The sequence below is a fragment of the Pseudomonas vlassakiae genome, from assembly GCF_014269035.2.
Classification (GTDB): Bacteria; Pseudomonadota; Gammaproteobacteria; order Pseudomonadales; family Pseudomonadaceae; genus Aquipseudomonas; species Aquipseudomonas vlassakiae.
Window position 1 is genome coordinate 43,580 of the sequence record NZ_JABWRP020000020.1, and the last position, 20,530, is coordinate 64,109.

A 20,530-nucleotide genomic window follows, 5' to 3' on the forward strand; every position below is an offset into this window, starting at 1 on the left:
CCTCTCGCGGCTGAAGCCGCTCCTACAGGTACTGGGCAGTTTTCACAGGGCTGCCACGCCCGCCTTGGCTACTTCGGCGTCTTGCTCGGGCCTGACCCCGGACACGCCGACGGCGCCCACCACCTGGCCGTCCACCAGCACAGGCACGCCGCCTTCCAGGCTGGTCAGCAGTGGCGCGGTGACAAAGGCGGTACGCCCGCCATTGACCATTTGCTCGAAGTCGCGGGTTTCCTTGCGCCCCAGAGCGGCAGTGCGGGCTTTTTCCATGGCGATGTAGGCGCTGGACGGGGCGCAGCCGTCCATACGCTCCAGGGCCAGCGGGTGGCCGCCGTCGTCGACCACCGCGATGGTCACCTTCCACTGTTGCGCCTGGGCTTGCTGGCGGGCGGCGGCGAGCAGGCGGCTCACCTCCGCCTGGCCGATCACGGGCTTGCTATGCATGGCTGTTCTCCTGGCTCAAGGCTGCTTCGACGATTTCGATCCAGTGCCGCACCGGCGTGCGTCCGGCCCCGTCGAGGTGGGTCTGGCAGCCGATGTTGGCGGTGGCGATGACCTGTGGTTTGCCGCTTTCCAGCGCGTTCAGGCGGTTGTCGCGCAATTGCCGCGACAGCGCCGGTTGGGTCAGCGAATAGGTGCCGGCCGAGCCGCAGCACAGGTGGCCGTCCGGCACTGCGGTAAGGGTGAAGCCCAGGCGTGTCAGCAGGCTTTCGACCTGGCCGCCGAGCTTGAGTGCATGTTGCAGGGTGCAAGGGCAATGGAAGGCCAGGCGCTGGTCGGCGCACAGGCCGAGTTGTTCGACCGGTTCGTCGCGCAGCACTTCGACCAGGTCCCGCGACAGGGCACTGACCCGTGCAGCTTTGGTGGCGTAACGCGGGTCGTGTGCCAGCAGGTGACCATAGTCACGCACGAAGGCACCGCAGCCACTGGCGGTCTGCACGATGGCTTCGGCGCCGGCCTCGATGGCCGGCCACCAGGCATCGATGTTGCGCCGGGCGCGCTCCAGGCCTTGCTCCTGGGCATTGAGGTGGTAGTCCACCGCACCGCAGCAGCCGGCTTCAGCCGCCGGCTCCACGCTGATCCCCAGGCGGTCCAGCAGGCGCGCGGTGGCGGCGTTGGTGTTGGGCGACAAGGCGGCCTGCACGCAACCTTCGAGCAGCAGGATGCGCCGCGCATGGCGGGGCACGGGCCGTTCGCCGGGGGGCGTCACCTGGGCCGGCAGCTTGCTCTTCAGCTCGGCCGGGAGCAACGGCCGCAAGGCTTGGCCAGTACGCGTCAGGGCCTTGAACAGCGCCGGGCGTGGCACCACGGCGCGCAGGCCCTGGCGCAGCAGGCGCTGGCCGAGCGGGCGCGGTACCTGCTGCTCGACCACGGCGCGGCCGATGTCCAGCAGGTCGTGGTACTTCACCCCCGACGGGCAGGTGGTTTCGCAGTTGCGGCAGGTCAGGCAACGGTCCAGGTGCAGTTGCGTGCTGGCGGTGACCGGCGCGCCTTCGAGCACCTGCTTGATCAGGTAGATACGCCCCCGTGGCCCGTCCAGTTCGTCGCCGAGCAACTGGTAGGTCGGGCAGGTGGCCGTGCAGAAACCGCAGTGCACGCAGGTGCGCAGAATGCTTTCGGCTTCCTCGCCGCGGGGCAGGCGCTTGGCGCTTTCGCTCAGGTTGGTTTGCATGGGCGTAGCCTCACAGGTCCGGATACAGGCGGCCAGGGTTGAAGATGCCCTGGGGATCGAGTTGCTGCTTGAGCGCGTGGTGGTAGCGCATCAGCGCCGCTGACAGCGGCGCGCTGCTGTCGTCGCCGGGGGCATAGAGGGTGGCGTGGCCGCCGGCCTTGGCCGCTTGTTCGCGGATCAACTGTACCGGTGCCGTTGACTTCAGCCAGCGTTGCGCGCCGCCCCAGTCGATGAGCTGCTGCCCCGGCAAGTCGAGTTCGCCGCTGGCGGTCGGGACCGACAGCCGCCACAGCGGCGCCGGGTCGCAGAAGAAGGCCAGGCGCTGTTCGCGCAGGTCGCTCCAGAAGCGGCTGTCGAGCACTTCGCCACCCAGGCGCTGACGGGCCGACTGGACCGAGCCTTCACCCCCTTCCAGGCGCAGGTGCAGTGCTTCGCCATCGTGGCAGGCGGCGCTGATCGGCAACGGCTGCTGGCCCCATTCAGCCAGCTCGGCCAAAGCCTGGTGGCGGTCCATCGGCAGGCGCAGGCTGAGGCATTCGCGTGGGCGTGGCAGTACCTTCAGCGACACTTCGGTCAACACCCCGAGGCAGCCAAAGCTGCCGGCCATCAGCCGCGAGACGTCATAGCCGGCAACGTTCTTCATCACTTCGCCACCAAAACGCAGCAGCTTGCCGTGCCCGGTGATGACCCGCGTGCCGAGTACGTAGTCACGTACCGACCCGGCCCATGGCCGGCGCGGGCCGGACAACCCGGCCGCGACCATGCCGCCCAGGGTCGCCTCGGCGCCCAGGTGCGGCGGTTCGCAGGGCAGCATCTGCCCGGCCTCGTGCAGCGCCGCCTCGATCTCCAGCAACGGCGTGCCAGCCCGGGCGGTGAGCACCAGCTCGGTCGGGTCGTAGCTGACGATGCCCCGGTGGTTGCGGGTATCGAGGATTTCGCCGGCCACCGGGCGGCCGAGCATGGCCTTGCTGTTGCCACCCTGGATGCGCAGCGGCGTGCCCTGGTTGAGGGCCTGGTTGACCTGTTCGAGCAGGTCCGGGCTCATGTCGCGGTCCATGCTCATCAGAAGCGCTCCAGTTCGGGGAAGGGCAATTGCCCGTGGTGCACGTGCAGCGCGCCGAACTCGGCGCAGCGGTGCAGGGTGGGGATGTTCTTGCCCGGGTTGAGCAGCCCTTGCGGGTCGAATGCTGCCTTGACGGCATGGAACAGGGTGATTTCGTCGCTGTTGAACTGCGCGCACATCTGGTTGATCTTCTCGCGGCCCACGCCGTGCTCGCCGGTGATGCTGCCGCCCACCGCCACGCACAGTTCGAGGATGCGTCCACCGATGGCCTCTGCGCGCTCCAGTTCGCCAGGCAGGTTGGCATCGAACAGGATCAGCGGGTGCATGTTGCCATCGCCGGCATGGAACACGTTGGCGACGCGCAGGCCATATTCCTCGCTCAGTTCACTGATGCCCTTGAGCACCCGTGGCAGTTCGCGGCGCGGGATGGTGCCGTCCATGCAGTAGTAGTCCGGGGAAATCCGCCCCACCGCCGGGAAGGCATTCTTGCGCCCGGCCCAGAAGCGCACACGCTCGGCTTCGTCGCAGGCCAGGCGCACTTCACGGGCACCGGCTTGCTTGAGCACGTCGGCCACCCGCGCGCAGTCATCCTGGACGTCGGCTTCGACACCATCCAGCTCGCACAAGAGGATGGCGGCCGCGTCCACCGGGTAGCCGGCGTGGATGAAATCCTCGGCGGCGCGGATCGCCAGGTTGTCCATCATCTCCAGGCCACCGGGGATGATGCCGGCGGCGATGATCTCGGCCACGGCGCGGCCGGCGTCCTCGACGCTATCGAAGCTGGCCAGCAGAACCCGCGCCACCTGGGGTTTGGGCAGGAGTTTGACGGTCACTTCGGTGACGATGCCGAGCATGCCCTCGGACCCGGTGAACAGCGCCAGCAGGTCGAAGCCCGGGCTGTCGAGGGCGTCGCTGCCCAAGGTCAGGCGTTCGCCCTCGACGGTGAGGATTTCGACCTTGAGCAGGTTGTGCACGGTCAGGCCGTATTTCAGGCAGTGCACGCCACCGGCGTTTTCGGCAACGTTGCCGCCGATCGAACAGGCGATTTGCGAAGAGGGGTCGGGGGCGTAGTACAGGCCATGGGGCGCAGCCGCCTGGGAAATGGCCAGGTTGCGTACACCGGGCTGTACCCGGGCGAAGCGCCCTTGCGGGTTGACTTCGAGAATGCGGTTGAAGCGTGCCATCACCAGCAGGATGCCCTTGGCCAGCGGCAGCGCACCGCCCGACAGGCCGGTACCGGCGCCGCGCGCCACCACCGGCACGCCACGCAGGTGGCAGAGCCTGAGCAAGGTCTGCACCTGTTCCAGGCGTTCGGGCAGCACCACCAGCAGCGGCACGGTGCGGTAGGCCGAGAGGCCGTCGCATTCATACGGCTTGAGGTCTTCCGCGCGGTGCAGGATTTCCAGGTCGGGGAGGGCATCGCGCAACGCCTGTAGCAGCGCGGGCTGATCCACGGCGGGCAGCGCGCCGTCGACACGTTCGTCGTAGAGGATGTTCATGAGGCTCACTCAGCGGCAATTTTTGTTGTTGTGGGCAAACCGGACGCTTTGCAGCCTGCGCGTTTGGCCGCGAGCGGTCGAGGACATAGGGCACTGGTCCTACCAGTTTTTCCGTTGAAGACTGGTTATCCATGGCTTCGACCGGCTAGATTGGGATCTGCGCAGGGCAGTGGTCCTACCAGTTGGAGTGTGCTTATGGGGATTGAAAGCAAGGCCAAGGTCGCAGACCAGGTGGCCGAGCGGGTGGAGCGGCTGATCGTCGAAGGTGTGCTCAAGGTTGGCCAGGCCTTGCCATCGGAACGGCGGCTGGTGGAAAAGCTCGGTTGCTCGCGGTCGGCGTTGCGTGAGGGCCTGCGCATCTTGCGTGGGCGCGGCATCATCGATACCGAGCAGGGGCGCGGCTCGTTCGTTGCCGACCTGGCCGGGCAGGCGGGCGGCACACCGTTGATGCACCTGTTCAGCTCACAGCCGCGCACACTGTTCGACCTGCTGGAAGTGCGCGCCTTGCTGGAGGCGGAATCGGCACGCCTGGCGGCGTTGCGCGCCACCGATGTCGACCGCCTGCTGATCCGCAGGCGCTATGAAGACATGCTCGATGCCCATGCGGCTGCCGAAGCGCTCGACCCACGCGAGCATGCCCGGCGTGACCATGCCTTCCATCGGGCGATCAGCGAGGCGTCACACAACCCGGTGCTGGTGCATACCTTGCAGTCATTGAGCGACCTGACCTTGAGCACGGTGTTCGCCTCGGTCAACAACCTCTATTGCCGGCCTGCGCAAAAGCGCCAGATCGACCGCCAGCATGCGCGGTTGTATCACGCGGTGATGGAGCAATTGCCTGAGCAGGCGCAGCGGGCGGCGCGCGAACATATCCACGGGATTCGCGACAGCTTGCGTGAAATCGAGCAGGAGGAGCAGCGCCTGGTCCGGGCGACGATGCGCATGGATGGTTGGGGCTGAGTTTTGCCTGTACCGGCCTGTCCGCGGGCGTGCTCGCGAACAGGCCGGTACGGTTAGCCGATCACTTTGACAGATGCCTGATCATCGCCACGGTAAGGTAAAGGCGCGGTGCGATGCTGCCCAGTTCGATGTATTCATCGTCCCCATGCAACCCGGCCCCGACCACCCCCAGCGTTTCCAGCACCGCCGGCTTTTCGCTGCCGGGCACGTAGGCATACCCGGCATCGGTGCCGAAGCGCATGGCGATCGGTTCGATCTTGTAGCCCGCTTCCCCATATAACTGCTGTGCCGTCTCGGCCAATTGTGTCGAAGCCGGGTTACGCGCCAGCGGCGGTCGCCCCTTCTCGACCACGACACTGGCCTGGGTATCGACCACCAGCTGCTTTTTCACGATGCGCTGGGCGTCTGCCTGCACACGGTCAGTTTCGCCCAGGTCGGAATAGCGCATGTCCGCTTCGGCGGTGGCCAGGGCCGGAATGATATTGGCCTTTTCGCCGGCCTTGGCCAACGTCCAGTTCACCGTGGTGCCTTTGCTCGCATCGCCGAGGTCCTTGAGCTGGAGTAACTGGTGGGCCAGTTCGGTGAGTGCGTTGCGGCCCTCTTCGGGCGCAGAGCCTGCATGTGATGCACGGCCTTTGACTTCAAGCTTGAGGCGGTTGATGCCGTTGGTGGCGACAGTCACTGCATCCTTGTCCGGCGGCTCGTAAGAGAACACATAGTCATGCTTGCGGGCCAGTTCGGCAATGATCTGCTTCGACCCGGCAGAGCCCATTTCTTCGTCCGGGTTGAACAGCACGGTGAGCGTGCGGTAGCCCTTGAACTGCTGATCGTTCAGCAACTTCAGCGCGTGCAGGATCATCGCCACACCCCCCTTGGCATCGGCGACGCCCGGGCCGTATGCGCGCGGGCCATCGACCCGGAACGGGCGTTTGGCAGCGGTGCCGGGGACGAACACGGTGTCGTAGTGCACCATCAGCAGGAAGTCCTTGCTGCCACTACCTTTGAAGGTACCGACGATATTGTCGCCGACCGACGGCGTGGCAGGGTGAGTCTGCACCTCGGCGCCCAGGGCCTTGAGGCGCTTCACCAGCTCGGCACTGACTTGCGTCAGGCCCGCTTCGGTACCGGTGCCGGTGTCTACCGAGACCAGGCTCTTGAGGGTTTGCAGGTACGCCGGCTGTTCGCTTTCGGCCTGCTTGAGCAGGTCCTTGGGGTTGGGTTCAGCGGCAGTGGCCTGGGTACAGGCGATCAGCAGCGCCAAGGCGATGGCGTGGGGAGGGCTGGGCAACGGCATGGGGGCTTCCTTGTTGTAGTGAGTCCTTGAGCCTGGCCACTAAGCTCGATGTCGCTCGGGTAAACCCGTGCGCACATCAACTCCACCGCTGTTCGAGCCGGTGGAGTCTGTGCGGCAAAAGTTCAATGATGGGCGACCGGACCATCCTGCGAGAGGATTGCCTTGGCCAGCTCTTCGTCACTGGCCTGCAAGCCAGGATTATCCTTGCGAGCCTGTTCCAGCGCCGACTCCACATAGGCGCCACGAATGGTCCCGCCACTGGCGACGAAGGCCGACAGCTCGTCCTGTGCGGGGATGATGCGTTTGTCGTCCTTGAAGGTCGAATACAGCGAGGCGGAAACACCGGCCGAGGTGGCGACGTCGCCTGCGTCGACGTCAGCCAGGGCCGCACCGGCAGGCAACAGGAGCAGCAGCGCAGGGGCGAGGAGTAGGTGGCGCATGTTGTGTTCTCCAGTAACGTGAAGCACAAGGAAATAAACCACTCACTGTTTAAGAGGGCGGGCGAGTGGCAGGAGTTCCCTGGGTTCTGCCGGAGCGTCTTCGTGGCTCACACCTTGCTGCCCAGCAAGCGCTGCAGCGAAGCATCGAAATCGCGCAGGGCATCGGCCTTGGCGGCCTGCTCATCTTCCAGCATCCGCGCTACATTGCTGACATCCTTGTGCGCACGCCCTTCGGCGCGGCCAATGTAGGTCAGCTGGCTGTCGAAGAACCGCGCCACCACCCGGCTCTCGACGTCTGCCGTGGCCAGGCGGCTTTCGCTGTCCAGCAGCACGATCACGTCCGGGTGGTCGGCAAGCAGGCTGTCCAGGTCTTCGTAGAAGGTCACTTCGGCGAACTGCTGGGCCAGCGAATGCGCCAGCCAGTCGTAGGCCTGGCTGCCCCCGCGCAAGGTGGCTACCGGAATGCTGCGCGGCTGTGCTTTGGTCACTGCCTCGTCACGGTGCTGCTGCAGGTAGCTGAGGGTGCTGTCGGCATTGCGCCCGAGCAGCACGGCCACATGTTGCCCCGGCGCCAGTGCGACGTTGGAAATGGCCGTGGCCGAGTAGAAGTGCCCGTAGGGCTGGGCAGCCTGTTGGCCAGCCGGCGCGGCACAACCGCCAAGGGCAGCGAACAGGGCGAGCAGGGCAGCGAGCATGCCGGTTTTCATGGGTAGCGCCTCATCGATCAGTGAATGCCGCCATCTTCCGCCCGTCGCGGCTGCGGCGGAACTTGATGGCATTCATGGTGGCTATCGATGGGGTCGATGAATCAGCTCGGGCGGGCCATGTACTGCAGAATGCGCTCGCGCAGCCAGCGCTCGGCGGGGTCGTTATCGTGGGCGCCGCTCCAGACCATCGACAGCTCGGCCTCGGTGATCTCGAACGGCGCGGGATCGGCGCGCAGGCTGCCATCGTCTGCCAGGGCGCAGGCGGCATAGTCCGGCACGGTGGCGATCATTTCGGTATTGCGCAGCAGTGCACGCAGGCTGCCGAACTGCGGCACGGCCAGCACCACTTTGCGGCAGCGGCCGATGCGTGCGAGGTCGAGATCGATGTTGCCGCTCATGTCACCTGAGAACGACACCATCACATGGGGCCGGGCACAGTACTCGTCGAGGGTCAGCGGGCCGGGGCGGTCGTCGGCGCGCAGCACACGCACGCCGATATCGCGCAGCTTGCGGCGTTTGGCGGTGGCGGGCAGGTCGGTGGTGTAGCTTACCCCCACAGAGATCTCGCCGCTGGCCAGCAGGCCTGGCATCAGCAGGAAATTGGCCCGGCGCACCACCACGCTGATGTCAGGCGCTTCCTCGCGCAGGGCTTGCAGCAAGGCCGGGAACAGGCCGAACTCGGCATCGTCCGACAGGCCCAGGCGGAACTGGTTGCAACTGCTGGCCGGGTCGAAGTCACGGGCGCGGCTGATCGCGGACGAAATCACGTCCATGGCCGGGCCCAGTTCGGCGAAGATCTGCATGGCCCGCGGAGTGGGCTCCATGGCGCGGCCGCTGCGGATCAGCAGCGGGTCGTCGAACAGCTCGCGCAGGCGGGCGAGGGCGGCGCTGACGGTGGACTGGGTGATGAACAGCTTTTCGCCGACCCGGGTCAGGTTGCGTTCGATCATCAGGGCCTCGAAAAGCACCAGCAGGTTCATGTCGACGCGGCGCAGGTCGTTGCGGTTCATGGGGCTTGGCTCACCGGGTTGGAGGGGTTGGCGGCATATTGAAGCACGACACAGGGCGTTGTGCCTTGTATGGATGTGCCGGGGCTATCAGCCTTGAAGAGCCACTCTATTAGAAGTCTGCCCAAGCTCGGCTAGTCTTTCCCCTGGCCCTGCGAAATCCACCTGCGCGCGGCGTGGCAGCACGTGCGTGCAAGACCGCGCCGCACGTGACGTGGGAGCTTCGCCAGCCCCGTGTCGGCACCTCGCCGACCAGACCTGACGAGGGGTAGGCACGAGCCCACGTGCTCGGCTGAAAGAACACCTGGCAGAGACCGGAAATCTGGATAACCGACCCAAAGGTAACAGCAGATGTCGAACGAATCGAAATGCCCGTTCCATCAAACCGCAGGTGGCGGCACCACCAACCGTGACTGGTGGCCTGACCAGCTCAACCTCAGGATCCTCCATCAACACTCGTCGAAATCCAACCCTGACCCGGATTTCGACTATGCCAAGGCGTTCAAGAGCCTCGATTTCCAGGCCCTGAAAAAAGACCTGACCGCCTTGATGACCGACTCACAGGACTGGTGGCCAGCCGACTTCGGCCACTACGGCCCGCTGTTCATTCGCATGGCCTGGCACAGCGCCGGTACCTACCGCATCGGCGATGGCCGTGGCGGTGCCGGCTCCGGCCAGCAGCGTTTCGCGCCGCTCAACAGCTGGCCGGACAACGTCAGCCTGGACAAGGCCCGGCGCCTGCTGTGGCCGATCAAGCAGAAGTATGGCAACAAGATCTCCTGGGCCGACCTGATCGTGCTCACGGGTAACGTCGCCCTCGAATCCATGGGCTTCAAGACCTTTGGTTTCTCTGGCGGCCGCGCCGATGTGTGGGAGCCGGACGAAGACGTGTACTGGGGTTCTGAAAAGGTCTGGCTCGGTGGTGACACCCGTTATGGCAAGGAGCAGGTCAAGGCTCAGCCGCCAGGCCAGGGTGACCTGGTCGCCGAGCCGCAGAAACATCCCGAGGAACAGAGCCGTGACCTCAGCGGCGAACGCAACCTGGAAAACCCGCTGGCGGCGGTGCAGATGGGCTTGATCTACGTCAACCCGGAAGGCCCGGAAGGCAACCCGGACCCCGTCGCATCAGGCCGGGATATTCGCGAAACGTTCGGCCGGATGGCGATGAACGACGAAGAAACCGTGGCGCTGATCGCGGGCGGCCATGCCTTCGGCAAGACCCACGGTGCCGGCCCGGCCGACAACGTAGGCCCTGAACCGGAAGCGGCGAGCCTCGAACTGCAGGGCCTCGGCTGGGCCAACCGTTTTGGCACTGGCAAAGGCGGGGATACCATTACCAGCGGCCTGGAGGTGACCTGGACGTCGACGCCGACGCGTTGGAGCAACGAGTACCTCAACAACCTGTTCAACTTCGAGTGGGAACTGACCAAGAGCCCGGCCGGTGCGCACCAGTGGCGACCGAAGGATGGCAAAGGCGCAGGCACCGTGCCGGATGCCCACGATCCGGGCAAGAAGCATGCACCGTCCATGCTCACCTCTGACCTGGCCCTGCGCTTCGACCCGATCTACGGGCCGATCGCCAAGCGCTTCAAGGACAACCCCGACCAGCTGGCCGACGCCTTCGCCCGCGCCTGGTACAAGCTGATCCACCGTGACATGGGGCCGCTGGCGCGCTACCTGGGCCCGGAAATGCCCAACGAAGAGCTGCTGTGGCAAGACCCGCTGCCCAAAGCCGACCACCCGCTGGTGGACGAACAGGACATCGCCGGGCTCAAGGCCAGGATTCTTGCGTCGGGCCTGAGCGTTGCCGAACTGGTGTCCACCGCCTGGGCGGCTGCCTCGACCTTCCGTGGCTCGGACAAGCGCGGGGGGGCCAACGGTGGCCGCCTGCGCCTGGCACCGCAGAAGGACTGGGCGGCGAACCAGGGCACTGGCAAGGTGCTGGCGGCGCTGGAGAAGATCCAGGGCGAGTTCAACGCCGGCGGCAAGAAGATCTCCCTGGCCGACCTGATCGTCCTCGCCGGTTCTGCCGCCGTGGAAAAGGCGGCCAAGGATGCCGGGCACAACGTCAGCGTGGGCTTCCGCCCGGGCCGTGTCGATGCCTCGCAGGCGCAGACCGACGTCGAGTCGTTTGCCGTGCTTGAGCCGCTGGCCGATGGATTCCGCAACTTCAGCAAGGCCCGCTACAGCGTCAAGGCCGAGAAGCTGTTGCTGGACAAGGCCCAGTTGCTGACCCTGACCGCGCCTGAACTGACCGTGCTGATCGGTGGCCTGCGTGTGCTGGGTGCCAACCATGGCGGCAGCAAGGACGGTGTGTTCACCGACAAGCCTGGCACCCTGAGCAACGACTTCTTCCGCAACCTGCTGGACATGGGCGTGGAATGGAAGCCGACTTCGGCGGACAACGAGCGCTTCGAAGGCCGTGATCGCAAGACCGGGCAGGTGAAGTGGACGGGCAGCCGGGTCGACCTGGTGTTCGGCTCGCACGCGCAGTTGCGGGCGCTGAGCGAGGTGTATGGCAGCAGCGATGGCAATGACAAGTTCGTCAAGGACTTCGTGGCGGCCTGGGTAAAAGTGATGGAACTCGATCGCTTCGACCTGAAATAGCGTTCTCGCTGGCAGCCAGGGGGCGCTTTGCGCCCCCTTTCAGCAGGTCAGCGCTGCTCGTGCTGGCGTCGATACGCCCCCGGTTGCACACCCACGGTCTTGGCAAACGCCCGGGTAAACGCCGCCACCGACTGATACCCGACCTGCGCCCCCACTTGCTCCACGGTATTGCCCGCCTGCAACAACCGGCTGGCATGGCGCATGCGCAGTGCCAGCAGCACCTGCCCCGGCGACTGCCCGGCCAGTTCATTGAACCGCTTGAAGAACGCCGAGCGCGACAACCCGGTGCAGGCGGCCATGTTCTCCAGTGTCCAGGCCTGGCCAGGCTGTTCGATCAATTGCTCCAGCAACCCGGCGAACGCCGGCTGACGGGCGAGGGCGACCAGCCCGCCAAGCGACTGCCCGCCATGCACCTGCTGGCGCAGCACATACAGGAACAGCAACTGGGTGAGGCGTTCCAGCATCGTCTGCGAGGGCGAGCGCTGGCACTCCTCCAGAATCAGCCCGAACAATGCCCGCGCCGCATGCCCGGCCGGTTCATCGGCACGCAGCACGATCCAGTCGGCCAGCCCATCGACGATCAGCGACGACAACCCGGCGCGGAAGTCGAAGAACCCGCATACCAGGCCCACCCCGTCGCTCGCCGTCGCATCCAGTGCCTGCATTGGCTGGCGTGGCTGGTCGCAGGCGGTAATCGGGTCCTGGTCGCTGGATAGCCGATAGCCCAGGTCGCGCAGCAGGAACACGGCATCGCCGGCGGCCAGGCGCACAGCCTCGCTCTGGCCATCGAGGTGCAACCAGCAATGCCCCTGCACCACCAGGTGAAAACTGGCGCGGCCCATGCCTTGGGTGCTGGCATGCCAGCCACCGCAATAGCGGCCGACATGAAACAGGCTGGCATCGAGTTCGAGGCCTTCTAATAACCAATCGACAAGATGGCTGGATGAAATCATCTAATGCAAAGACTCAGGAGCAAGGAAAGGCGACTGATGAATATGGAGGGTAATTCTTATAACCAACAGACTGTAGCAATCTACATCGACAGGAGACCACTCCATGACCTCGCGCATTACTCTACACACTCTGCAGAGCGCTCCGGAAGCGGCCCGCCCGTTCCTCGAGAACGCCCAGAAGAACTCCGGCTTCATTCCCAACCTGCTCGGCGTGCTGGCCAATGCCCCGGCAGCGCTGGAGACCTATGTCACCGTCTCGGCCCTGAACGGCAAGTCCGAGTTGTCCCTGGCCGAGCGTGAAGTGGTGCAACTGATTGCCGCCACCCAGCACGGCTGCGACTTCTGCGTCGCCGGCCACACTGCCGTGGCCCTGAACAAGGCCAAGCTGCCCGCCGAAGTGGTCGACGCCCTGCGCGCCCGTGGTGAACTGCCGGATGCCCGCTACGAGACCCTGGCCGAATTCGCCCGTGAAGTGATTGCCACCCGCGGCAACGTCAGCGACGCCACCTACCAGGCCTTCCGCGCAGCCGGTTTCACCGAGGGCAACGCCCTGGAAGTGATTCTGGGCGTGAGTCTCGCAACCCTGTGCAACTTTGCTAATGTGTTCGCCCAGACGCCGCTCAACGACGAACTGAGCAAGTACCGCTGGCAGCCAACTGCGTAATCGACGCCTGGCGCGGGTGGCGCCTGTGATTTCAAAAGGAGTAGGGACATGCTTGATGCTGCATTTCGTCAATGGCTGGATGCCAATGCCGAGGCAATCGACCAGGGCCAATGTGACCCGCAGCACGTGCTGGCGCATATAGCCGAATCGCAACTGCTGCGCGTTGGCGTCGCCCCGGCACTGGGCGGCAGCGGCGGCGCAGTCACCGATGCGGTCGAAGCCATCGCCGCCATCGCCAGCCGCTCACTGGCCGCAGCCTTCGTTTGCTGGGGCCAGCGCGCGTTTATCGAATACCTGCTGCAAAGCCCCAACCAGGGCTTGCGCGAGCGCTTGCTGCCCAACCTGCTGACCGGCGAGCTGGCCGGTGCCACCGGCTTGTCGAACGCCATGAAGTTCCTTTCCGGCATCGAGGCCTTGCAGGTGCGTGGCCGCTGCGAGGCGGCGGGCTGGACGTTGGAAGGCCGCCTGCACTGGGTGACCAACCTGCGCAAGAGCGGCTTCGTCGTGGCGGCGGCCATCGAGGACGACGCCGGTGGCTCGCCCTTCGTGATGGCCATTCCCTCCGACAGCCAGGGCCTGGAGCGCTCTGACGACCTGGAACTGATGGGCCTGCAATCGAGCAACACGGCCGCGTTGGCGTTTCATCAGGTGCAGTTGAGCCGCGACTGGCTGTTGCATGAAAACGCCCGCGAATTCCTGCCCAAGGTGCGCCCGGCGTTCCTCGCCCTGCAGTGCGGCATGGCCATTGGCCTGGCGCGGCGCTCGCTGGAGGAAGTCCACGAACACCTGCACGGGCGCCTGTCGTTCCTCGAAGAACACCGCCAGGTGCTCAAGGAACGCCTGGAAAACACCGTCGCCGAGCTCAAGCAAGGCCTGCTCGAAGGGCGTTACCAGGGCCAGCCGGCGGCGCTGTTCAAGCTGCGCATCACCCTCGCCGAAAGTGCTGCCGACGCCGTGCAGCTGGAGCTGCAGGCCAGCGGCGGCAAGGCGTACCTGGATGAGTTCGGGGCCGGCTTCGCCCGCCGCTGGCGCGAGTCGGCGTTCGTGCCGATCGTTACCCCAAGCCTGGTGCAACTGCGCGCCGAGCTGCATCGCCAGGCCGCCAGCGCATGAGCCAACCGCTACTCCAAGCCTGCGCGATCAGCCTGGGCTACCCGCGCGAGGGTGGTTGGCAGGAGGTGCTGGCGCGCTTTGACCTGCAACTGGCGCCAGGCGAGGTGGTGACCATCCTCGGCCCCAGTGGCGTCGGCAAGTCCAGCCTGCTGCGGGTGCTGGCCGGTTTGCAGCAACCGCGCAGCGGCCGCGTGACCCTGCACGGCGAGCCGCTGCAGGGGCCGCACCCGCGCCTGGCGGTGGCCTTTCAGGACCCGAGCCTGCTGCCCTGGCTGAGCCTGGAAAAGAACGTCGCCTTCGGCCTGGATTTCGCCCGCCAGCCCAAGCTGTCGTCAGCCGAGCGCCGCGCGCGCATCGACCAGGCCATCAGCGCGGTGGGCCTGGCCCATGCGCGCAACCAGTATCCGGCGCAGTTGTCTGGCGGCATGGCCCAGCGCACCGCGCTGGCCCGTTGCCTGGCGCGCCAGCCCGAAGTCCTGCTGCTCGACGAGCCGTTCGGCGCGCTCGATGAAGTGACCCGTGCCGACATGCAGCAATTGCTGCTGCAACTGATCGCCGCTCACAACACGGCGGCGGTGCTGATTACCCACGACATCGACGAAGCCCTGTTGTTGTCCGACCGGGTTCTGCTACTGGGCAACCACCCGGCGCACGTCCTTGGTCAATGGCACATCGACCTGCCGCAACCGCGCACGCAGCGGGTCGAGGAGCTGGGCGCGCTGCGAATCGAGATACTCAAGACCCTTCGGCGGGCGAGCCGCACGGCTGAACCTTCCCCTACCTCGTTGACTCCGGAGCCTGCCCATGTGCATGGATGACTGCTGTTCCTCCACCTCGCGTCGTGATTTCCTCAAGCTCAGCGCCATGCTTACCGCTGCCGGCGCCGTACCGCTGCTCTCCAGCTTGCAGGCCCGCGCCGCCGCCGAACCCGATGCGCCGGTGCGCATCGGCTACCTGCCGATCACCGACGCCACGCCGCTGCTGGTGGCGCACAACAACGGCCTGTTCGAGGCCGAAGGCATCAAGGCCGAGCGCCCGGTATTGCTGCGCAGCTGGGCGCAGGTGATCGAGGCGTTCATCTCCGGCCAGGTCAACGTCATCCACCTGCTTTCGCCGATGACCGTGTGGGCACGTTACGGCAGCAAGGTACCGGCCAAGGTGGTGGCCTGGAACCATGTCGGCGGCTCGGGCCTGACCGTGGCGCCGGACATCAGCGACATGAAGCAACTGGGCGGCAAGACAGTGGCCATCCCGTTCTGGTACTCGATCCACAATGTGGTATTGCAGCAGATGCTCAATGACAACGGCCTGACCCCGGTGTCGAAACCTGCCAATGCCACGCTGGCGGCCAATGAGGTCAACCTGCTGGTGCTGCCGCCCTCGGACATGCCGCCGGCCCTGGCCAGCAAGCGCATCGCCGGCTACATCGTCGCCGAACCCTTCAATGCCCTGGCCGAGAACCTCAAGGTCGGCCGCGTGCAGCGCTTTACCGGCGATGTGTGGCGCAACCACGCCTGCTGCGTGGTGTTCATGCATGAGCACGACCTGAACAACCGCCCGGAGTGGTCGCAGAAGGTGGTCAACGCCATCGTCAAGGCCCAGCAATGGACGCGCGACCACCGCGCCGAAGCGGCAGCGTTGCTGTCCAAGACGGGCCCCAACAAGTACACGCCGCATGAACCGGCGGTGCTGACCAAGGTGCTGGCGCCGGCCGCCGAAGACCGCGCTGGCTACGTGGCCAGTGGTGCGATCCGGCATCAGCAATGGGACGAGAAGCGCATCGACTTCCAGCCCTACCCATACCCCAGCTACACCGAAGAACTGGTCAAGCGCCTGAAGCACACCCTGATCGAGGGCGAAAGCGGCTTCCTCGCCGGGTTGGACCCGGTGCAGACGGCCCGCGACCTGGTCGACGACCGCTTCGTGCGCAACGCCATTGCCGCAGTCGGTGGCCCGTCGGTGTTCGGCATCGCCGAGAACTTCCAGCGTAGCGAGGAGTTCGCGGTCTGATGGGCAAGCACGTCGTAGCTGCCGGCCTGGGGCTGGCGGGCCTGCTGGGGTTGCTGCTGCTGTGGTGGGCGGGTGTTCAGCTGTTCGGCGAGGCTGACGGCCTGTCGGCACGCTTCTCGCCCCAGGCGACCCTGGCCAGCCTGGTCGAGTTGCTTGGCCAAGGCGAGGTCTACGGGCATGTCTGGGTCAGCCTCAAGCGCATTCTGGTCGGCTTGTTGCTGGCGCTGCTGATCGGCGTGCCGCTGGGGCTGCTGGTGGGTAGCTATCGGCACCTGGAAGCAGCGACCACGCCGGCGTTCCAGTTCCTGCGGATGATCTCGCCCTTGTCGTGGATGCCAGTGGTGGTGATGCTGATGGGCGTGGGTGACCAGCCGATCTACTTCCTTCTGGCCTTTGCCGCACTCTGGCCGATCCTGCTCAACACCGCCGCAGGCGTGCGCCAGCTCGACCCGCGCTGGCTGCAGTTGAGCCGCAGCCTCAGTGCCACGCGCTGGGAAACCTTGTGCAAGGTGATCGTGCCGGGGGTCATCGGCCATGTGCTGACCGGGGTGCGCCTGGCGATTGGCATCCTGTGGATCGTGCTGGTGCCGTGCGAGATGCTCGGGGTGAGTGCGGGGCTTGGGTATTTCATTCTCGATACCCGCGACCGCCTGGCTTACTCGGAACTGATGGCGATGGTGCTGCTGATCGGCGTGCTCGGGTTCATGCTCGATGCGCTGGCCCGCGGGTTGCATCGGCGCTGGGTGCATGCCTGACCGGCCAGTTGTGCTTGTTCGCGGGCTTAATGCACCGATCTGCGCTCCCGCACACAGGCCTTGGCCTGGGCGGTCAATTCATCCAGCCACGCATCCCGCTGCTGCTCGGCATCGACCATCGCATCTTCACCCTGCTGATTGAGCAGGTAGGTGTGGATCTGCAGGACTTCCGCAGTCTGGTAGATCGGCGCAATGTCCAGCCGCCCGATCAGCGCGCCACTGGCCTGGCCGGTGCTGCTCATCAGCACCTGCGGCCCGCTGGCGGCGACCACCTGCATGCCCATGCTCTCGAACCACGGCACCTGGCTGGCAAACGCATTCAGCTCGACGCTGGCATAGCGCGCCTGCGCGTCACCCAGCAGGGCACGGGCAATGCCTTGGCGGCGGTGGCTGGGTGCCACGGCCAGAAACGCCAGGGCGCAGGCCCGGGGGTTGTCCTGGGCCGGCAAGGTCAGGGCGAAACCGAGCAACTGGTCCGGGGCATCGGCATCCAGGGCCAGGGTCAGTTCCACAGCCAGGCCACGGGTGCCGTCCATGGCTTGCAGGTACTGGTGCACCTCCATGCCGACACCGTACTGGTACAGCGGATACAGCGGGTTTTCGGCGCGAATGGCGACACTGCTCAGATCGCCGACGTTGTGGATCACCAGCTCGCGGATCTGGTTCTGGAAAGATTCGGGCGGCACGCTGTCGAGGCGGCTCAGGATGAACATCGGTAAACGGGCTCCGGCTGCGATTGGCTCATCCCGCGCCGAGGTGGCGCGGGGTGCACAGTCTAAACCCTTTTTAGCCGCGCATCGCGGCGAGCATCAGGTCGAGGTTCTGCACGGCCGCGCCCGAGGCACCCTTGCCCAGGTTGTCGAACACCGCCGTCAGCAGCACCTGGCCGTGCTCGGGGTTGGCGTACAGCGCCAGGCGCAGGTCGTTGCTGTCATTCAGCGCCTGCGGGTCGAGCGGGGTGGCCGGGCCTTGCTGGTGCAGGGGCATCACCTGCACATGGCGGGCACCCTGGTAGTGGTGCTCCAGGCAGGCTTGCAACTGCTCGGCGCGCGGCTGGCCCGGCAGCAGGCGCAGCTGCAGGGGAATGCTCAGGACGATGCCCTGGCGATAGGCCGCGTAACCGGGCAGGAACATGGGCCGTGCCGACAGGCCCGCGTGCAGCTGGATTTCCGGCACGTGCTTGTGCGCCAGTTCCAGGCCATACACCTGCAGGATGGGGGGATGTTCAGCGCCCGGTGTTTCGTGCCGCTCGACGGCGGCACGACCACCGCCGGAATAACCCGAGATGGCGTGGATGCTCAGCGGGTAGTCGGCCGGCAGCAGGCCGGCCTTGACCAGCGGGCGCAGCAGGGCGATGGCGCCGGTCGGGTAGCAGCCGGGGTTGCTGACCCGCTTGGCCTGGGCGATACGCTCGGCCTGCTGCTCGTCCAGCTCCGGCAGGCCGTAGACCCAGCCTGGCGTAGTGCGGTGCGCGGAGCTGGCGTCGATCACCCGTACGGCCGGGTTCTCGATGGCCGCCACGGCCGTGCGTGCAGCATCGTCGGGCAGGCACAGCAAGGCGATGTCGGCGCTGTTGATGGCATCGGCGCGGCGCTGCGGGTCCTTGCGCTCGGCTTGCGGCAGGGTCAGCAGGCGCAGGTCGGTGCGGCCTTGCAGGCGGGCATGGATCTGCAGGCCGGTGGTGCCTTGGTCACCGTCGATGAAGACAACAGGGGTGTGCATGGTCGGAGTCCGGTCAGCGGAGGAGATGGCCTATGCTCGCCTGTGGCGCTGGGAAAGAAAATTTGAATATGATGACGCTGACGTTCAGCTTTCATGAATCAAGGATCGCCGCCCATGCGCGAAATCAGCCTCGACCGCCTGCGAACCTTGGTAGTGGTTACCGACCTGGGCTCGTTTGCCGAAGCCGCCCGTCAGCTCAACCTCGCGCCGCCCACCATCAGCCTGCACGTGGCCGAGCTGGAGGCGCGGGTCGGTGCGCCGCTGCTGACGCGCAACCGCAACCAGGTGCGCCCGACGGCCATCGGCGAGACCCTGCTGGGTAGGGCCCGGCGTTTGCTGGCCGATGCCGACCTGGCGTTGGACGAAGTGCGTCGCCAGGTCGAGGGCCTGACCGGGCGGGTGCGTCTGGGGGCATCCACGGGTGCCATTGCCCACTTGTTGCCCAAGGCCCTGGAGCATTTGAAAGAGGCGCACCCCGGTATCGACGTGCAGGTTCAGGTGCTGACCTCCCAGGCTTCCCTGGCGCGCTTGCGAGAAGGCAGCCTGGATATCGGCCTGGTCGCGCTGCCGCAGGTGGCCGGCAAGGGTGTCAGGCTCACGCCCTGGCGGCGCGACCCGATTCTGGCGTATGTGCCGGCCGACTGGCAGCCGCCGGCCAAGGTCACCCCGGCCTGGCTGGCGCAGCGTGCGTTGATCCTCAATGACCACAGCACCCAGTTATCGCGGGTGACCGGTGAGTGGTTCGCGGCGGCGGGCTTGTATCCCGAGCCGCGAATCGAGCTGAACTACAACGATGCGATCAAGAGCCTGGTCGGGGCGGGCTATGGCGCGACCTTGTTGCCGCAGGAAGGCGAGGCCGCCGAACTGGACCGGCGGATTGCCCGCCGGCCGCTGCGGCCCGGGTTGTGGCGGCAGCTGGGGATTGCCTGCCGGGAAGGGCAAGTGGAGCGGGCAACGGCGTTAGTGCTGCAAGCGCTGGAACGGTTGCGGCAGTAAGGGCTGCAAAGCGGCCCGGGGTCAGCCCCGCTCGCGCAGGCGCACCGCCGTCACGGTCTCGCCGCCCACCCCCCAGTTATCCGTCGGCACCTCCTCGATCACCACGAAGGTACTGGCCGGAGGCTTGCCCAGCACCTGTTCCAGCAACCGCGTGGTGCCCTCGATGAGCTGGCGCTTGTGTTGCTGGGTAACCCCTTCATCGGTCACCCGGATATGTACGTACGGCATGGCTGTTCGCTCCTCGGTTCAGTGCCAGGTACCGGCGGTGCTGCCACCGTCCACGGGCAGGATGACGCCGCTGACGAAGCGTGCGTCGGTCAGGTACAGCACGGCGTCTACCACATCCTGCGGCTTGCCCGTGCGGCCGCTGGGTGAAAGCCCGCCAAGGGCCTCGACCGAGCCGCCGTGCAGCGGTGTATCGATGATCCCGGGGGCTACCGCATTGACCTGCACGCCGCTGGCTGCCAGCTCCAGGGCCAGGCCCTTGACCGCCTGATTCAGCCCGCCCTTGACCAGCACTGGCAACAGCGCCGGTACGCGGGTATCCGGCTGCAGTGCGATGGAGGCGGTGATGGCGATGATCTGCCCATGGCCTTGCGCAGCCATGACCCTTGCCGCTGCCTGCGACGGGTAGAAAAAGCCCTTGAGGTTGGTGCCGACCAGTGCGTCGAGGTCTGTCTCGCTGTACTCGGTGAAAGGCTTGGGAATGAAGATTCCGGCGTTGTTGATCAGGATGTCGACGCCGCCGAAGGTCGCCTGGGCCGTGGCAAGCAGGCGCTGGGCAGTCTCGGCTGCGGCGATGTCGCCAGCCACGCCGACGAAGCGCTGCGGGTGACCGAGGCGGGCCGAGGCCTGGTCCAGGCGTGCCTGGCTGCGGGCGTTGCCGATTACGTTGTCGCCGCGTTCGAGGAACGCCTCGGCGAGGGCGAAGCCCAGGCCGCTGGAGGCCCCGGTGATGATGACGGTTCTTGGCGTGCTCATGTTTGCGTTCTCCGGAAGTGAGCCGGTGGCTCGTGTGCAAGCCAATGTAGGGCGCAACGCCAACTTGAAAAATGAGCTGTGTGGCATTTC

At 66.1% G+C, this 20,530-nt stretch carries 21 protein-coding genes; 8 read left to right on the forward strand and 13 right to left on the reverse strand.

The window, feature by feature from the left end:
* Nucleotides 1-42: 42 nt before the first annotated feature.
* Genes HU738_RS21925 through glcD form a run of 4 tightly spaced genes read right to left on the reverse strand, consistent with a single transcriptional unit; the run spans nt 43 to nt 4,231 of the window.
* Nucleotides 43-441, reverse strand: a complete 399-nt coding sequence (locus tag HU738_RS21925) for a heme-binding protein (protein WP_186604010.1) — start codon at nt 439-441, stop codon at nt 43-45.
* Nucleotides 434-1,669: a glycolate oxidase subunit GlcF gene (gene glcF / locus HU738_RS21930; RefSeq protein WP_176508898.1), complete on the reverse strand. Its 1,236-nt coding sequence runs from the start codon at nt 1,667-1,669 to the stop codon at nt 434-436. Before glcF ends, HU738_RS21925 begins: the two co-directional genes overlap by 8 nt.
* Nucleotides 1,670-1,679: 10 nt before the next feature.
* Entirely contained in the window at nt 1,680-2,732 is a 1,053-nt protein-coding gene (gene glcE / locus HU738_RS21935) for a glycolate oxidase subunit GlcE (protein ID WP_186604011.1), read from the reverse strand.
* Nucleotides 2,732-4,231, reverse strand: coding sequence for a glycolate oxidase subunit GlcD (glcD, locus tag HU738_RS21940; RefSeq protein WP_054887082.1), 1,500 nt, complete (start codon nt 4,229-4,231; stop codon nt 2,732-2,734). The genes glcE and glcD overlap by 1 nt, the downstream gene beginning before the upstream one ends.
* A gap of 195 nt (nt 4,232-4,426) precedes the next feature.
* Between glcD and glcC the strand changes: the two genes are divergently transcribed.
* Nucleotides 4,427-5,191, forward strand: a complete 765-nt coding sequence (gene glcC / locus HU738_RS21945; protein WP_186604012.1) for a transcriptional regulator GlcC — start codon at nt 4,427-4,429, stop codon at nt 5,189-5,191.
* A gap of 61 nt (nt 5,192-5,252) precedes the next feature.
* Here glcC and HU738_RS21950 read toward each other — a convergent pair whose 3' ends face one another.
* The 4 genes from HU738_RS21950 to HU738_RS21965 form a co-directional block, all read right to left on the reverse strand.
* Complete coding sequence (locus tag HU738_RS21950; protein WP_176508894.1) at nt 5,253-6,485, reverse strand: M20/M25/M40 family metallo-hydrolase; 1,233 nt, start codon at nt 6,483-6,485, stop codon at nt 5,253-5,255.
* A gap of 122 nt (nt 6,486-6,607) precedes the next feature.
* Entirely contained in the window at nt 6,608-6,925 is a 318-nt protein-coding gene (locus HU738_RS21955; protein WP_176508893.1) for a DUF2388 domain-containing protein, read from the reverse strand.
* 107 nt (nt 6,926-7,032) lie between these two features.
* Entirely contained in the window at nt 7,033-7,632 is a 600-nt protein-coding gene (locus HU738_RS21960; RefSeq protein ID WP_186604013.1) for an ATPase, read from the reverse strand.
* A 101-nt stretch (nt 7,633-7,733) separates the two neighbouring features.
* Nucleotides 7,734-8,642 (reverse strand): LysR family transcriptional regulator, encoded by a 909-nt coding sequence (locus HU738_RS21965; RefSeq protein ID WP_054887186.1) that lies wholly within the window; start codon nt 8,640-8,642, stop codon nt 7,734-7,736.
* A 348-nt stretch (nt 8,643-8,990) separates the two neighbouring features.
* On the opposite strand from HU738_RS21965, the gene katG reads away from it, so the two are divergent.
* Nucleotides 8,991-11,246 (forward strand): catalase/peroxidase HPI, encoded by a 2,256-nt coding sequence (katG, locus tag HU738_RS21970; RefSeq protein WP_186604014.1) that lies wholly within the window; start codon nt 8,991-8,993, stop codon nt 11,244-11,246.
* Between the two features lie 47 nt (nt 11,247-11,293).
* On the opposite strand, the gene HU738_RS21975 is transcribed toward katG, so the two are convergent.
* The gene (locus HU738_RS21975; RefSeq protein ID WP_186604015.1) at nt 11,294-12,199 is read right to left on the reverse strand and encodes an AraC family transcriptional regulator; all 906 of its coding nucleotides are present in this window, start codon (nt 12,197-12,199) and stop codon (nt 11,294-11,296) included.
* A 103-nt stretch (nt 12,200-12,302) separates the two neighbouring features.
* Here HU738_RS21975 and HU738_RS21980 point away from each other — a divergent pair, with 103 nt between their 5' ends.
* From HU738_RS21980 to HU738_RS22000, 5 genes are read left to right on the forward strand one after another with little or no spacing between them, the layout of a single operon-like run.
* The gene (locus tag HU738_RS21980; RefSeq protein ID WP_054887183.1) at nt 12,303-12,863 is read left to right on the forward strand and encodes a carboxymuconolactone decarboxylase family protein; all 561 of its coding nucleotides are present in this window, start codon (nt 12,303-12,305) and stop codon (nt 12,861-12,863) included.
* A 48-nt stretch (nt 12,864-12,911) separates the two neighbouring features.
* Nucleotides 12,912-13,976: an acyl-CoA dehydrogenase family protein gene (locus HU738_RS21985; protein ID WP_176508889.1), complete on the forward strand. Its 1,065-nt coding sequence runs from the start codon at nt 12,912-12,914 to the stop codon at nt 13,974-13,976.
* The gene (locus tag HU738_RS21990) at nt 13,973-14,794 is read left to right on the forward strand and encodes an ABC transporter ATP-binding protein (protein WP_176508888.1); all 822 of its coding nucleotides are present in this window, start codon (nt 13,973-13,975) and stop codon (nt 14,792-14,794) included. The genes HU738_RS21985 and HU738_RS21990 overlap by 4 nt, the downstream gene beginning before the upstream one ends.
* A complete protein-coding gene (locus HU738_RS21995; protein WP_186604016.1) occupies nt 14,781-15,986 on the forward strand; it encodes an ABC transporter substrate-binding protein in 1,206 nt (401 codons plus the stop codon). Before HU738_RS21990 ends, HU738_RS21995 begins: the two co-directional genes overlap by 14 nt.
* Nucleotides 15,986-16,741, forward strand: coding sequence for an ABC transporter permease (locus HU738_RS22000; RefSeq protein WP_099813476.1), 756 nt, complete (start codon nt 15,986-15,988; stop codon nt 16,739-16,741). The genes HU738_RS21995 and HU738_RS22000 overlap by 1 nt, the downstream gene beginning before the upstream one ends.
* A 26-nt stretch (nt 16,742-16,767) precedes the next feature.
* Here HU738_RS22000 and HU738_RS22005 read toward each other — a convergent pair whose 3' ends face one another.
* Complete coding sequence (locus HU738_RS22005) at nt 16,768-17,454, reverse strand: GNAT family N-acetyltransferase (RefSeq protein ID WP_186604017.1); 687 nt, start codon at nt 17,452-17,454, stop codon at nt 16,768-16,770.
* 73 nt (nt 17,455-17,527) lie between these two features.
* Nucleotides 17,528-18,463 carry an N-acetyl-gamma-glutamyl-phosphate reductase gene (gene argC / locus HU738_RS22010; protein WP_186604018.1) on the reverse strand — a complete coding sequence of 312 codons (936 nt, stop codon included), beginning with the start codon at nt 18,461-18,463 and terminating at the stop codon, nt 17,528-17,530.
* Between the two features lie 114 nt (nt 18,464-18,577).
* Here argC and HU738_RS22015 point away from each other — a divergent pair, with 114 nt between their 5' ends.
* The gene (locus HU738_RS22015) at nt 18,578-19,459 is read left to right on the forward strand and encodes a LysR family transcriptional regulator (RefSeq protein ID WP_186604019.1); all 882 of its coding nucleotides are present in this window, start codon (nt 18,578-18,580) and stop codon (nt 19,457-19,459) included.
* A gap of 21 nt (nt 19,460-19,480) precedes the next feature.
* Here HU738_RS22015 and HU738_RS22020 read toward each other — a convergent pair whose 3' ends face one another.
* Nucleotides 19,481-19,687, reverse strand: coding sequence for a tautomerase family protein (locus tag HU738_RS22020; RefSeq protein ID WP_176508882.1), 207 nt, complete (start codon nt 19,685-19,687; stop codon nt 19,481-19,483).
* Nucleotides 19,688-19,705: 18 nt separating this feature from the next.
* Nucleotides 19,706-20,440 (reverse strand): SDR family NAD(P)-dependent oxidoreductase, encoded by a 735-nt coding sequence (locus HU738_RS22025; RefSeq protein ID WP_186604020.1) that lies wholly within the window; start codon nt 20,438-20,440, stop codon nt 19,706-19,708.
* Nucleotides 20,441-20,530 lie beyond the last annotated feature (90 nt).

Excerpts from the sequence above, each read along its gene's own strand:
- HU738_RS21965 (WP_054887186.1), bottom strand. The coding sequence starts at position 8,642 with ATGAACCGCAACGACCTGCGCCGCGTCGACATGAACCTGCTGGTGCTT.
- HU738_RS21980 (WP_054887183.1), top strand. The coding sequence starts at position 12,303 with ATGACCTCGCGCATTACTCTACACACTCTGCAGAGCGCTCCGGAAGCG.
- HU738_RS21960 (WP_186604013.1), bottom strand. The coding sequence starts at position 7,632 with ATGAAAACCGGCATGCTCGCTGCCCTGCTCGCCCTGTTCGCTGCCCTT.
- glcF (WP_176508898.1), bottom strand. The coding sequence starts at position 1,669 with ATGCAAACCAACCTGAGCGAAAGCGCCAAGCGCCTGCCCCGCGGCGAG.
- glcE (WP_186604011.1), bottom strand. The coding sequence starts at position 2,732 with ATGAGCATGGACCGCGACATGAGCCCGGACCTGCTCGAACAGGTCAAC.
- HU738_RS22020 (WP_176508882.1), bottom strand. The coding sequence starts at position 19,687 with ATGCCGTACGTACATATCCGGGTGACCGATGAAGGGGTTACCCAGCAA.
- HU738_RS21990 (WP_176508888.1), top strand. The coding sequence starts at position 13,973 with ATGAGCCAACCGCTACTCCAAGCCTGCGCGATCAGCCTGGGCTACCCG.
- HU738_RS22015 (WP_186604019.1), top strand. The coding sequence starts at position 18,578 with ATGCGCGAAATCAGCCTCGACCGCCTGCGAACCTTGGTAGTGGTTACC.
- HU738_RS21995 (WP_186604016.1), top strand. The coding sequence starts at position 14,781 with ATGTGCATGGATGACTGCTGTTCCTCCACCTCGCGTCGTGATTTCCTC.
- HU738_RS22005 (WP_186604017.1), bottom strand. The coding sequence starts at position 17,454 with ATGTTCATCCTGAGCCGCCTCGACAGCGTGCCGCCCGAATCTTTCCAG.
- HU738_RS21955 (WP_176508893.1), bottom strand. The coding sequence starts at position 6,925 with ATGCGCCACCTACTCCTCGCCCCTGCGCTGCTGCTCCTGTTGCCTGCC.
- HU738_RS21975 (WP_186604015.1), bottom strand. The coding sequence starts at position 12,199 with ATGATTTCATCCAGCCATCTTGTCGATTGGTTATTAGAAGGCCTCGAA.
- HU738_RS21925 (WP_186604010.1), bottom strand. The coding sequence starts at position 441 with ATGCATAGCAAGCCCGTGATCGGCCAGGCGGAGGTGAGCCGCCTGCTC.
- glcD (WP_054887082.1), bottom strand. The coding sequence starts at position 4,231 with ATGAACATCCTCTACGACGAACGTGTCGACGGCGCGCTGCCCGCCGTG.
- glcC (WP_186604012.1), top strand. The coding sequence starts at position 4,427 with ATGGGGATTGAAAGCAAGGCCAAGGTCGCAGACCAGGTGGCCGAGCGG.
- HU738_RS22025 (WP_186604020.1), bottom strand. The coding sequence starts at position 20,440 with ATGAGCACGCCAAGAACCGTCATCATCACCGGGGCCTCCAGCGGCCTG.
- katG (WP_186604014.1), top strand. The coding sequence starts at position 8,991 with ATGTCGAACGAATCGAAATGCCCGTTCCATCAAACCGCAGGTGGCGGC.
- HU738_RS21985 (WP_176508889.1), top strand. The coding sequence starts at position 12,912 with ATGCTTGATGCTGCATTTCGTCAATGGCTGGATGCCAATGCCGAGGCA.
- HU738_RS22000 (WP_099813476.1), top strand. The coding sequence starts at position 15,986 with ATGGGCAAGCACGTCGTAGCTGCCGGCCTGGGGCTGGCGGGCCTGCTG.
- argC (WP_186604018.1), bottom strand. The coding sequence starts at position 18,463 with ATGCACACCCCTGTTGTCTTCATCGACGGTGACCAAGGCACCACCGGC.
- HU738_RS21950 (WP_176508894.1), bottom strand. The coding sequence starts at position 6,485 with ATGCCGTTGCCCAGCCCTCCCCACGCCATCGCCTTGGCGCTGCTGATC.